Annotated in this window: 11 protein-coding genes; 8 read left to right on the plus strand and 3 right to left on the minus strand. The window is 45.8% G+C overall.

Annotated features, from left to right (window positions below):
* Positions 1–7: 7 nt before the first annotated feature.
* On the minus strand, positions 8–559 hold the full coding sequence (gene gmhB, locus MSG33_RS19320) for a D-glycero-beta-D-manno-heptose 1,7-bisphosphate 7-phosphatase (protein WP_005391350.1): 552 nt from the start codon (positions 557–559) through the stop codon (positions 8–10).
* Between the two features lie 341 nt (positions 560–900).
* Between gmhB and metN the strand changes: the two genes are divergently transcribed.
* The 3 genes from metN to MSG33_RS19335 are packed head-to-tail and all read left to right on the plus strand — an operon-like array spanning position 901 to position 3,444.
* Entirely contained in the window at positions 901–1,935 is a 1,035-nt protein-coding gene (gene metN, locus MSG33_RS19325; protein WP_006743210.1) for a methionine ABC transporter ATP-binding protein MetN, read from the plus strand.
* Positions 1,925–2,602 carry a methionine ABC transporter permease gene (locus tag MSG33_RS19330; RefSeq protein ID WP_005391355.1) on the plus strand — a complete coding sequence of 226 codons (678 nt, stop codon included), beginning with the start codon at positions 1,925–1,927 and terminating at the stop codon, positions 2,600–2,602. Before metN ends, MSG33_RS19330 begins: the two co-directional genes overlap by 11 nt.
* Before the next feature lie 32 nt (positions 2,603–2,634).
* On the plus strand, positions 2,635–3,444 hold the full coding sequence (locus MSG33_RS19335; RefSeq protein WP_248381775.1) for a MetQ/NlpA family lipoprotein: 810 nt from the start codon (positions 2,635–2,637) through the stop codon (positions 3,442–3,444).
* A gap of 106 nt (positions 3,445–3,550) precedes the next feature.
* Here MSG33_RS19335 and MSG33_RS19340 read toward each other — a convergent pair whose 3' ends face one another.
* Complete coding sequence (locus tag MSG33_RS19340) at positions 3,551–4,327, minus strand: Zn-ribbon-containing protein (protein WP_053808746.1); 777 nt, start codon at positions 4,325–4,327, stop codon at positions 3,551–3,553.
* Positions 4,328–4,329: 2 nt separating this feature from the next.
* Positions 4,330–4,875, minus strand: a complete 546-nt coding sequence (gene syd / locus MSG33_RS19345; protein ID WP_053808745.1) for a SecY-interacting protein — start codon at positions 4,873–4,875, stop codon at positions 4,330–4,332.
* Between the two features lie 108 nt (positions 4,876–4,983).
* Between syd and queF the strand changes: the two genes are divergently transcribed.
* The 5 genes from queF to xni all read left to right on the plus strand — a co-directional run bounded on the left by queF (position 4,984) and on the right by xni (position 12,448).
* On the plus strand, positions 4,984–5,829 hold the full coding sequence (gene queF, locus MSG33_RS19350; protein ID WP_104971358.1) for an NADPH-dependent 7-cyano-7-deazaguanine reductase QueF: 846 nt from the start codon (positions 4,984–4,986) through the stop codon (positions 5,827–5,829).
* Between the two features lie 165 nt (positions 5,830–5,994).
* Positions 5,995–8,277 carry a hypothetical protein gene (locus tag MSG33_RS19355; RefSeq protein WP_005391368.1) on the plus strand — a complete coding sequence of 761 codons (2,283 nt, stop codon included), beginning with the start codon at positions 5,995–5,997 and terminating at the stop codon, positions 8,275–8,277.
* A 98-nt stretch (positions 8,278–8,375) separates the two neighbouring features.
* Positions 8,376–9,941: a GGDEF domain-containing protein gene (locus MSG33_RS19360; RefSeq protein ID WP_053808743.1), complete on the plus strand. Its 1,566-nt coding sequence runs from the start codon at positions 8,376–8,378 to the stop codon at positions 9,939–9,941.
* A gap of 290 nt (positions 9,942–10,231) precedes the next feature.
* Positions 10,232–11,608, plus strand: a complete 1,377-nt coding sequence (gene ppnN, locus MSG33_RS19365; RefSeq protein ID WP_248381777.1) for a nucleotide 5'-monophosphate nucleosidase PpnN — start codon at positions 10,232–10,234, stop codon at positions 11,606–11,608.
* 57 nt (positions 11,609–11,665) lie between these two features.
* Positions 11,666–12,448 carry a flap endonuclease Xni gene (gene xni, locus MSG33_RS19370; protein ID WP_005391374.1) on the plus strand — a complete coding sequence of 261 codons (783 nt, stop codon included), beginning with the start codon at positions 11,666–11,668 and terminating at the stop codon, positions 12,446–12,448.
* The last annotated feature ends 8 nt before the right edge of the window (positions 12,449–12,456 follow it).

The raw sequence follows: 12,456 nt of genomic DNA on the forward strand, positions 1-12,456 counted from the left end.
GTGCAGATTATTTCTTTAGATATGCAGGCACGTCAGCAACACTATCAAGCACAACCGTTGCTAATGCTTCACCTTGCTCGGTGATTGGCTTACCTGTGCGAACCAGAATCTTAGTGCCAACACCTGCGGCTTCTGCTGCCATCATGTCTTCGGCTTTATCACCAATCATCACAGATTTTTCCATGTCGATTTTCAAGAAGTCGCGAGCAGAGATAAACATACCAGGTTTAGGCTTGCGGCAATCACAATCTTGCTTGTAATCCCCAATGCCATGTTCAGGGTGATGTGGACAGTAGTAGATACCATCAAACTCAACACCATGATCAACAAAGTTCCAGTCCATCCATTGAGTCAGAGACAAGAAACGGTCTTCACTGAATTTACCACGTGCGATGCCCGATTGATTCGTCACTAGCACTAAGAGGTAACCTTGATCTTTCAGCGCTTTCGTCGCTTCAAATACACCATCAATGTACTCAAAATCATGTTCGTCATGAACGTAGCCGTGGTCAACGTTTATCACGCCATCACGATCGATAAAAACAGCAGGTTTTGCCAAAACATATTTCTCTATTAACTCGGTTTAATCAGATTATTACATACCTTATAAACTTCAACACTATCTAATTCGTTCTAGGCCTCGACAAAACAGTTGATTTGTTGGGCAAGAATCGGTAATTCTGAGGGGGCTCTCCACTTATCTTCTCCTCGTAACTTACTCCTCATTCTCTTCAAAACAGAACATCCATACATTTAGACGTCTAGACGTAAAAATATCTATTGACTTCATTCTGGTTAACCCATAGCATCAACTGAGAAGTGAGATAAAGCTCAACATTAAGTTCTGTCAAAGGCCGTTTTTGACAGCGAAGTTCCCCGTATCTTTGGGCAGGTTGAAACATGATAGAAATAAAAAACGTCAATAAAGTGTTCTACCAAGGCAGTAAGGAAATCCTTGCCCTGAAAGACATTAACCTACACATCGCCAAGGGCACCATCTTCGGTGTTATCGGTTCATCTGGTGCTGGTAAAAGTACGCTGATCCGCTGCGTAAACATGTTAGAAGCACCAACATCTGGCTCCATCATCGTTGATGGCATTGATTTAACAAAACTCAGCAAAAAGCAGTTGGTCGAAACGCGCCGTAACATCGGCATGATCTTCCAGCATTTTAATCTGCTTTCGTCTCGTACTGTGTTTGATAACGTGGCGCTACCACTGGAACTGGCAGGCAAAGACAAATCTCAAATCACAACAAAAGTCACTGAGTTACTAAAACTTGTTGGCTTAGCCGACAAACACGAAAGCTATCCGTCCAACCTAAGTGGCGGTCAAAAACAACGTGTGGCTATTGCTCGCGCATTGGCATCCGATCCAAGCGTACTACTGTGTGACGAAGCCACTAGCGCACTGGATCCTGCAACGACTCAATCCATCCTTGAGCTATTGAAAGAGATCAACCGCAAACTCAACATCACGATTCTACTGATTACCCACGAAATGGAAGTGGTAAAAAGCATCTGTCACGAAGTGGCGATCATCGGTGGTGGTGAGTTGGTGGAGAAAGGCACCGTTGGCGATATTTTCGCGCACCCTAAAACGGAGCTGGCGCACCAATTCATTCGCTCAACGCTGGATCTATCCATTCCTGAAGATTACCAAGCACGTCTGCAAACAGAGCGTGTTGAAGGCAGCTACCCATTAGTTCGCTTAGAGTTTACTGGCGCAACCGTCGATGCTCCGCTAATGTCGCAAATCTCTCGTAAATACAATATTGATGTGAGTATTTTAAGCTCCGATCTCGATTACGCTGGCGGCGTGAAATTCGGCATGATGGTCGCAGAGCTATTTGGTAACGAAGAAGATGACAACGCAGCATTGGAATACCTGCGTAAGCACAACGTAAAAGTAGAGGTACTTGGTTATGTCCTTTAATACAATTTCTGAATGGCTGAGTTTAAACAGCAAACTACTTTTAGGTGCAACGTGGGAAACGCTTTACATGGTTGCGGTTGCCGGATTAGTCGGCTTTGCCGTGGGTATTCCATTAGGCGTAATTCTCCATATTACTAAGAAAGGCGGCCTACTTGAAAACACCAAACTAAATAGCAGCTTAGGCGCTGTCGTTAACATTGGTCGTTCTGTGCCATTCCTCGTCCTGATGGTTGCGATTATTCCAGTGACAAAAATGCTAGTTGGAACCTTTATCGGTACAACCGCAGCAATCGTCCCACTGACTATTGGTGCCATTCCGTTTGTTGCACGTCTTATTGAAGGTGCTTTGTTAGAGGTACCAACAGGCTTGGTGGAAGCGGCGCAATCAATGGGGGCGACACCAACACAGATCATCACAAAAGTTCTACTACCTGAAGCAATGCCGACTATTGTTAACTCAGTAACGATCACCTTAGTCACTCTCGTTAGCTACTCGGCCATGGCGGGAACGGTAGGCGGCGGCGGCCTCGGCGACGTAGCCATCCGTTACGGTTTCCACCGCTACGATGTAACTATCATGGCCGTGACTGTCGTGATGTTGATTGTTCTAGTACAGATTATTCAGTCTATCGGTGACGCAGTGGTGCGCCGTGTAGACCACAGATAAGCATTGAAAATACAAATTATAAGGAGATAAAGATGAAATTTAGCCTTAAAGGTCTTTTGACTGTAGCAACAGCCGCTTCTGCTCTTGTTCTAGCGGGTTGTGGTGACAAAGAAGTAGACGTAAATAAAGTAAAAGTTGGCGTTATTGCTGGTGCTGAAGCACAAGTTGCCGAAGTGGCAGCTAAAGTAGCAAAAGAAAAGTACGACCTAGACGTTGAGTTAGTAACATTTACCGATTACGTAACGCCAAATGCCGCTCTGGATGATGGTTCAGTAGACGCGAATGCGTTCCAACATAAACCATACCTAGACCAGCAAGTGAAAGACCGCGGCTACAAACTGGCTATCGCGGGTAACTCATTCGTTTACCCTATTGCTGGTTACTCTAAGCAAGTGAAGTCAATCGATGAAATCCAAGATGGCGCACGCATCGCAGTTCCAAACGATCCAACAAACCTAGGTCGCTCACTACTGCTTCTTGAGCAACAAGGGTTGATTACGCTACGTGATGGCGTTGGTCTACTCGCTACAGTACGTGACATAGTAGGCAACCCTAAAAATATCGAAATCATTGAGTTAGAAGCGCCACAACTTCCACGTTCATTGGATGACGTAACGCTATCTATCATCAACACCACTTACGCAAGTTCTATCGACCTATCGCCAGAGCGTGACGGTGTGTTTGTTGAAGATAAAGACTCACCATACGTAAACCTAATCGTCGCTCGCGAAGAAAATGTTAATGCGCAAAACGTACAAAACTTCGTAAAAGCTTACCAAACGGAAGAAGTTTACGAAGCGGCAAAAGAGCTGTTCAAAGGCGGTGTTGTGAAAGGTTGGTAATCCCACTTTTCAAAACATGACTGAAAACAACGTTCTAAACACAAAAGGGCTGATGTGAAAACATCAGCCCTTTCTATTTGTCTATCTACCCATTTAAGTAACTTCGCTACTTAAGGTGGTCCCAAGAGATATTCGACACGATTCGGCAGTCATCACACTTAAAGTGAAATATGTCATGTAGTGGCTCATCGAGTAGCCACTCTCCACCGCATTTTGGGCACTTGCGCGCTTTCTCACTCTCCAGCGACTGACCACCGACACGATACTGGTAATAGTACGTAGGAATCTTCGTGATGTATTCGATACGACCTCGCAAATCCCAACCGCGGCGGAACAACACGCTGTCTACATCGCAAATCTCGTGCAGCGCCGCATGCTCTGCACGGCACCCGCCAGCCATTTGGATTTCATCGCACGCTTGCCATTCTGTCTGCCATTTGATGACGGCTTTATGGTCACCATTTAGCGTCGGCTCATTGCGATACAAAGGAATCGGCAACAACGTTTCCCCACTGCGCAATGGCGAACACGTATGAACATAAGTCGTGTACAACACTTGCCAGCTAGGTGTCTCTTCTTCGGCCGCTTGTTCTGAATTTAAATCACGGCCAAGCATACGCATTTTCGGTGCAAGCAAGGACGCGTCTGACAAACGGTTCATGCACACTTTGACAAAATCTGAGTGATAACGTGGATGCAAACTGTCTTGCTCTGGGCAAACGACACGAACATAAAACTCGCCATCTCCCATCACTATCGGGAATTCACGGCCTAGTACTTGGCCGTTGTAACGCAACGCATCCATCAAGCCATTAATGGCTTTGTCTACCGCGCTGACGGTGGTGTTATCAAAACACTCAAACTGCAACTCAACAACGTACATATTTAGACAGCGGCCTCTAACTTGCTCAAGAACTCAGCCAATGAATCCGCCAGCACATCGCGTTTAGACGTACCTAAACGCTCTAAAATCACATTACCAGTGAGGTTACAAATCGAGATCACATCCATTTCCTCATCTGTCGCCGCGATAAATACCGTTGGTTTAAGTTTCAGGCGACGTTGCGTCACCAAATGACCAAGAATATTTTCTTGTAGGCGCACAAAATCATCATCGCTCCACACTTGCAGCAGCGTCAACGAATTACCTTGCCAAGTTGCCTCCATATCGGCGCTGTATTGAGAACCATAAAAGGCTTTTACATCATCTTGCAGTGACAACTCAATCGCATTTTCCACATTAGTGAAATCGGCCATTTCATCACGTGCGACCGCTTTCCAAAGCACCTTTCCATCACGCTTCTCTTCGACACAAGGAGAAACAAGATCTGCAAGCTCTTCACTGCTTGGCAACTCATTATATTTAGCTTGCCAAGCTTGTTGGTAGCGCAGGCTGAACTCTTGTAGCGCCTGAGTAACGTTTTGGGTCATGAAGGTCTCCTCATTCCTTATTTATCAGATAGCCGTGTTTGCCGGATGGCAATTGACCAGCGGATTCAGTAAAATTCTCGCCATTCTAATCGAAAACGACCACAAAGTATGAGCAAATATTCTGACGCTAAAGAGCTTGCTGGCCTCACACTAGGTAAAAAGACCGAGTATGCGAACCAATACGACCCAAGCTTGCTGCAACCAGTTCCTCGTAGCCTAAACCGAGATGACCTTCAGTTAGGCGACAGCCTTCCTTTTATGGGCCACGACATTTGGACGCTGTACGAGCTATCTTGGTTAAATAGTAAAGGCTTACCACAAGTGGCCGTTGGCGAAGTATACATTCCAGCCACCAGTGCAAACTTGATTGAGTCGAAGTCTTTCAAACTGTACTTAAACAGCTACAACCAAACCCGTTTTTCAAGCTGGGAAGAAGTTGAAGAGCGTTTAACGCAAGACCTATCTGAATGTGCAGGTGAAAAGGTGTTGGTCGAGGTGAACCCGGTTACTCACTACACCAATCAGCCTATTGTGACAATGGAAGGCGAATGCATTGATGACCAAGACATTGACATCACCAGTTACGATTTTGATGCCGATTTGCTTGAAGGCGCAGCAGGTGAAGAGCAAGTGGAAGAAATCCTACATAGCCATCTATTGAAGTCAAACTGTTTAATCACTAACCAGCCTGACTGGGGCAGTGTAGAAATTCGCTACCAAGGTGCGAAAATAGATCGCGAGAAACTGCTGCGTTACTTGGTATCTTTCCGCGAGCACAACGAATTTCACGAACAATGTGTTGAGCGTATTTTTACGGATCTAATGAAATACTGCCAACCAAGCAAACTGACCGTATTCGCCCGCTACACGCGCCGTGGTGGCTTGGACATCAACCCGTACCGCTCAACGGAACAAGACAAGCCAGATCACAACCACCGCATGGCTCGTCAGTAATCACGTTAGTGACAGAAATAAGTTCGGTAATCTAAAGGGTTACCGGACGTTTTTATTGTCCAAGCATGTTACTATATCAAATGGCTTCAACCTGCATTTAAGAGGCTTGTTGAGGTCTTTTACCGTTATCCGCCATATCTAAAAACAGTTCGAGGGAACGAAAGGATGTTTTGGGACAGTTCGCGTCTATTCAAGTTGATTGGCTTTCTTTGCTTGCTGTTTGTACAGCCGCTTCATGCGACTATTTTATCGTCCGCGTTACTCAACGAAGCACAACAATTGGCGGAAATAGAGCCATCACAAGCAAAACAAGCGGCAACCAACTACTTGTCACAACGTGAGCTAACGGAACGCAAAGAGAGTGACAGCCCTTCTGCTATGTCTCGTGACGAGACCGATCGTAGCGTTCGCACACCAAGCAGCACCATCGAAGCACACAAGATTATCGCTCAGGCAGACTACGCCATGGGTAACGTTCGTTCGGCTATCGAACACCTAAACAAAGCCGAGCGCTTAGCGCAAGAATATCAATTGCCGTACATGGACTTAGATCTCCAGCTGATGCGCAACCAAATGATTTGGATGTACGACAAAAACTATTCAAAAGCGGAAGATACGCTTAACCAAATTGAGCAACAACTTGATGAAGCTGATGCGGTATTGCAACGTACCGACAGCGTTCGCTATCGATTAGTGATGCAAAGAGCGCTCCTCGCTTCACATAGTGGCGATCTGATTAAAGCGGAAAGTTTGTATTCTCAAGCCAAAACTATGCTTGAAGACAGCCGATCTGACTTAGCCTTGATCGACTATTACACAGCCGTCGGCGAGTTTTATCTGAATAGCAAAAAATACAATTTGGCTTTGTCGGAACTACTTTACGGTTATTGGCAATCTATTGAGAGTGACAGTGGCGCAAGGTTAGCAAAAGTTAATCGCCTGTTGGCGAGGCTATTCCAAGAGCGCCGAGTTTACGACAAAGCGATCGAATACTTATCTCAAGCCGCAGACTTCTATGACTCCTACCCTAGCTCTCCCATCCTAGCGGATGTCCTTGAGCAAATGGGCGACATTTATTTTTACCAAGGCAAGTTTAACCTTGCCTTAGTGCACTACTTCAACGTGCTGGACCATGAAAGCACCAGTAAGAACATTAATCGGATCATTAAGATTCGCTTAAGCTTAGCGGCTACCTATCTGCAACTCTACAACTACGCGCTAGCTGAACAATACCTAGACCGTTCTAAAGAGCTTTTAGAATACACTGACATTCCTAAGCTTGAAGCAAAGGCAGCGTTGCTTCAGTCAGGCCTGGCTTATCATCAAAACGACAGTAAAAACGTCATTACCAATGCAAAGCTGGCGTTAGCACTTGCTGAAAAGTCACCTGAAAATAACAACTTCATTAAGCAGCAGTCTTACCGCTTACTCGGGCTTGGTTACGAGCAGGCAGGCGAATACCAACTTTCTCTGCAGGCTTATAAGAAATACACCAACCTTGTGCGTTTAGAGCAAAAACAGCTCAACCAAATCAGTGAGGATGCATTCCGCCAACAAAAAGAGTTTGCTGAACAAACCATCCACTATATCGGCCAATCGGAACGCCTTGAGCAAGTGGAAAGGGAACACCGCAAATTCCAGAAAATCTCATTCGCATTGTTTATTACTGTGTTGGTGATGTTTTTGTTCATTATGCGCCGCGGCGTGATCATGCAGCGCCAAGCAAGTGAAATCGAAAAACTGCGTAATGATCTCTTCACTCACTCTCGTTCCCGTTTACGTAACTTGCGTATGCTGAACGTGAAGCTGTCTCGCTCATTGAAAAAGTCGAGCGAAACTTTCGAGCAATGGCAAATGGGCGAATTGATCCACGAGCCACTTAACGATCGCCTGCGCTTTGTCATGATCGACTTGCCATTCCTACGAAGCATGTACGTCCACAACGGTTATAAAGCAGGTCTAGAGCTGGAGCGCGCATTTGGCGACTTTCTAGCGGAAAAGATAGAAAAGCCATCGCGTCTTTACCATTTCTCAGATGCAAACCTACTCTATATCGAGCCGAACGCTGACCGTGATGCTTCTGCCGAAGTCATGTTCGAGAAATTCCAGACTTGGGTGGATGAGTTCGCTCAACAACACAACGTCAACCGTATTATTCGCATGGGTATCAGCGATTATCCGTTCTTACCCCGAGCCTACACTGCAATTAACGACGAGGAATTACTCGATCTGTTGCTGCTTGCGACTCACATTGCGCGAGAAGTCAGCTTGAAGGATAAGCAAAGCCACTGGGTTTTCTTGAAAGCCATCGATAACGCACCCGCCGCGAGCTTTGCAACGGGTAACATAAGAACCGCCTGTCAGCATGCCATTAGCCAAGGCCTGATTAAGATCCATTCGTCCTACAAGAATGAGGACGACATCAAGAAAATATTAAAAAATGGATAATTAAACGCCTGTTAGACATAATAACTAATGACGCTATAACGTTTTTTGTTATTATCGGATAATTGTCAGTAGTACATGGACTTAACCGTAGTCACTTCATGGGAATCTTGGAATCCGATATTCAGTCGCAGCTTCATCAGCTGAGTTGTCAACTTGACCAACTCAGACTGACACATCGTGATACTTCACTCAAATTCAAACGTGAACAACAAGTTCTTAAACGCGTTGTGGCATCATTGTCTTCAGCTTGCCAGGGTTCGAATACCCAGGTATCCAATTACCTGTTTGAAATCCAACAAGAGCTGCAACATCAAAAAGATATCAGTACTCTTATCCCACGTTTAGCGGTATTAGAGAGAATGCTCAAACAGCAGTCGAAGACGATGGACAAACAGAACGGCTACTTAGACGAACAAATCAAACACAGTGGTGAAACACTCCAACGTGTCACAGGTTTACCTGCGCAGTTAAAACGTGAACTACGGAACTTAATGAGTTTCTCAGAAGCTCATGCCAGCAATAAAGCCGATCAAGCCACTAAGCTACTGAGCATTTACGAACGCGCTCTGAAAATCATCACTTCCAACTCGCGTTTGCATCTCAGTGAGTTTGAGAATAATCCTGATAAGTCTCAACTTGAGTGCTTAGCCAGCGATCTACAACATACCATCACCGAGCTGGATTTTGAGGGAGAAACGGGAGATCGATTGCTCGATATTCGGGCTAAGCTGCTTCTTGGCGTGAGTGCAGAATCTCTCATTGAGCTTACGCTCTCAACGCTGAAATTGGTTGTCGAAGCAACAAAATTCGAGCGCGAAGCGTCTAGCCAATTCCTTGATCAGCTGAACACTTCTCTCGCAAGTAACCTAAAAACCGTTCATCAGAACGTCGACCAACATCATACCTACTTTGAGCACCGCCAAGAGCTCAACACAGAAATGAACAGTCTGGTTGAATTGAGTCAACTATCGCTCGACCAAGCTCAAGATCTAGCGGATGTAAAAAAAGAAATCGCCCCGTTACTTGCGAAAATGGCGTCGCTGACAGAGCGACTTAAAATGACGGAAGAACGAGAACAAGCGCTGCAAGAGCGTTTGAATTACAGTAAGAACCAGCTCGAAGCCGTGTTTGAAACCACCCAAGATCATCGTCGACGCTTAGATGACCAAGCTCAGCGCATGTTGCTAGACCCTCTGACTAAAGTCTATAACCGCACCGCATTTAATGATCGACTAGAGCTAGAGTATCGGCGTTGGATTCGCTCTCAACAGAATCTGCGTGTAGTGTTGTTTGACGTTGATAACTTCAAAGCGGTGAATGACAGCTATGGCTATACGGCTGGTGATAAAGCGTTGAAGATCATCGCTCGCACCATTAATAAACGCGTATCAGAAACTGAAACGGTAGCTCGCTTTGGTGGCGAAGAGTTTATTTTACTCGTTCCAGAACAATCTGAAGAATACACACTGGATCTCATTAAACATATCCAGCGTGATATTAGCCAATTACCATTTAAGTTCCGTGAGCAAAATATCATGATCACCCTAGCGGCTGTGTCGACCTCTTTTAAAGAGTCCGATACGCCAGAGTATGTACTCGATCGACTCGGCAAGATGCTTGCGGACGCTAAAAAACGTGGAACAAATCAGCTTAACTGGAGCTAGATTTCGTACAAAAAGCGAACAAACAAACCAGAATTGGCGCAATTTACGCTTTATAACCACCCATTTTCAACGAGTTATCACATTTCTTCCCTTTCAGTCTGCTAAGCTGTAAAAACCCAAGTCACTTCAAGATGATGCATTTACAGAACGCGAATGTACTATCTTGAGGTTGCTTGGGAGTCAATAACCATAAAACCAAATCGGCCAACTGCCTTTCATCAAACCATACGTATAACCCAAAAAGGTGTGTTGGTACTTTCCCTCAAAATAATGCAACACAAGGAGGCGTTATGATTACCCATATAAGCCCCGCTGGTAGCATGGACTTGCTATCTCAATTAGAAGTAGAGCGCTTAAAGAACACGGCCTCGAGTGAACTTTATCAACTGTACCGCAACTGCACGTTAGCGGTGTTGAACTCCGGCAGTCATACCGATAACTCGAAAGAGCTGCTCGATAAACACCAGTCGTTTGATGTCAACGTAGTGCGCCGCGAGCGTGGTATTAAGCTTGAGCTGACTAACCCACCTGAGCACGCCTTTGTCGATGGCGAGATAATTAAAGGTATCCAAGAGCATCTGTTCTCCGTGTTACGCGATATCGTTTATGTCAATATGCATTTAGCAGACGCACAACGACTCAACCTGACGAACCCAATTCACATCACTAACCTCGTGTTCGGTATTCTGCGTAATGCCAGAGCACTCACACCAGGTATCGAGCCAAACCTCGTCGTATGTTGGGGCGGTCACTCTATCAATGGCGTGGAATATCAATACACACGTGAAGTCGGTAACGAGCTTGGCTTGCGTGAACTTAATATCTGCACGGGTTGTGGCCCTGGTGCGATGGAAGGGCCAATGAAAGGTGCCGCTATCGGACATGCGAAGCAGCGTTATACTCAGCAACGTTATCTTGGTTTAACCGAACCTTCGATTATTGCAGCCGAGCCACCAAACCCAATCGTGAATGAGCTGGTTATCATGCCAGACATCGAAAAGCGTTTGGAAGCCTTTGTACGTATGGCGCATGGCATTGTGATTTTCCCTGGTGGTCCGGGTACTGCAGAAGAGTTGCTGTATATTCTTGGCATTATGATGCATCCAGACAACGCCGATCAGCCAATGCCTATCGTGTTAACTGGACCAAAAGAGAGTGAAGAGTACTTCCGCTCTATCGACGAGTTTGTTCGCGATACACTTGGCGAAGAAGGTCAAAAGCATTACGAGATCGTCATTGACGATCCGGCAGAAGTGGCACGTATCATGAAGCGCTCCATGGACTCTGTACGCCTTCACCGAAAAGAAAAAGGCGATGCTTATAGCTTTAACTGGTCATTAAAAATCGAGCCTAACTTCCAGTTACCATTCGATCCAACTCATGAGTCGATGGAGCAATTGGACTTAAGCTTAGATCAAGAACCTCAAGTCTTAGCGGCCAACCTGCGTCAAGCCTTCTCAGGTATCGTGGCTGGTAACGTCAAAGCCGAAGGCATTCGAGAAATCGAACGTCGAGGCCCTTTCACCATTCACGGTGATCCTGTGCTAATGAAAAAGCTCGATAAGTTACTACAAGACTTTGTCGAACAACACCGAATGAAATTACCTGGCGGTTCAGACTACGAACCGTGTTATCGCATCGCTCACCCAGAAATTGATGGTCGATAGTCAGGCTAGCATTCGTTACACTAGGGGCATTACGCCCCTTTTTATTGCTAAGTCATTATGTCTATTCATCTTGTTATTATTGATGCCCTAAACCTGATCCGCCGTGTGCACTCTGCACAACCGGATCCAACCGACATAGCAAGAACCATCACCACGACACAAAGAACCCTCACTCGCATTCTGTCAGAAGCCAACCCGACACACATCATCGCGGTTTTCGATCACCATGAACAAGACAGAGGGTGGCGAGCTGAGATTCTCCCAGACTATAAGCAAAATCGAAAACCAATGCCGGAACCACTGATGCAAGGTCTAGATGCGATTCAGCAAGCATGGTGGGAACAAGGTATTGATTCATTGCTTTCTGAAGGCGATGAAGCGGACGACTTGGTTGCGACTCTCGCGACTAAAGTGGCCAGTCATGGTGAAAAAGTCACCATCGTTTCTACGGATAAAGGCTACTGTCAGCTGCTTTCTCCTACCCTACAGATCCGTGATTACTTCCAACATCGTTGGTTAGATGAACCGTTTATCGAAAAAGAGTTCGGCGTAAAACCGAGCCAACTGGCCGATTATTGGGGGTTAACGGGGATCAGCTCTAGTCAAGTGCCAGGGGTTCCGGGCATTGGACCGAAAGCGGCGAAAGAGATTCTTACTCAGTTTGAGAATATTGAAGCAGCCTACGCCAGTGAAGACCTTGCACCGAAATACCGTAAAAAATTAGACGAGCACATTGAGTCTGCACGCTTATGTAAACGCGTCGCGGCTTTAAAGTGCGACATTGAACTCGGCTTTAACTTACAGGACATTCGCTTTACAGGACCAAATAAGGCGGAATAGTGTCTGAT

It is taken from the genome of Vibrio sp. 1CM7H (assembly GCF_023161645.1).
GTDB classification, from domain to species: domain Bacteria; phylum Pseudomonadota; class Gammaproteobacteria; order Enterobacterales; family Vibrionaceae; genus Vibrio; species Vibrio diabolicus.

Excerpts from the sequence above, each read along its gene's own strand:
- metN (WP_006743210.1), top strand. The coding sequence starts at position 901 with ATGATAGAAATAAAAAACGTCAATAAAGTGTTCTACCAAGGCAGTAAG.
- MSG33_RS19330 (WP_005391355.1), top strand. The coding sequence starts at position 1,925 with ATGTCCTTTAATACAATTTCTGAATGGCTGAGTTTAAACAGCAAACTA.
- MSG33_RS19335 (WP_248381775.1), top strand. The coding sequence starts at position 2,635 with ATGAAATTTAGCCTTAAAGGTCTTTTGACTGTAGCAACAGCCGCTTCT.
- MSG33_RS19340 (WP_053808746.1), bottom strand. The coding sequence starts at position 4,327 with ATGTACGTTGTTGAGTTGCAGTTTGAGTGTTTTGATAACACCACCGTC.
- syd (WP_053808745.1), bottom strand. The coding sequence starts at position 4,875 with ATGACCCAAAACGTTACTCAGGCGCTACAAGAGTTCAGCCTGCGCTAC.
- queF (WP_104971358.1), top strand. The coding sequence starts at position 4,984 with ATGAGCAAATATTCTGACGCTAAAGAGCTTGCTGGCCTCACACTAGGT.
- MSG33_RS19355 (WP_005391368.1), top strand. The coding sequence starts at position 5,995 with ATGTTTTGGGACAGTTCGCGTCTATTCAAGTTGATTGGCTTTCTTTGC.
- MSG33_RS19360 (WP_053808743.1), top strand. The coding sequence starts at position 8,376 with ATGGGAATCTTGGAATCCGATATTCAGTCGCAGCTTCATCAGCTGAGT.
- ppnN (WP_248381777.1), top strand. The coding sequence starts at position 10,232 with ATGATTACCCATATAAGCCCCGCTGGTAGCATGGACTTGCTATCTCAA.
- xni (WP_005391374.1), top strand. The coding sequence starts at position 11,666 with ATGTCTATTCATCTTGTTATTATTGATGCCCTAAACCTGATCCGCCGT.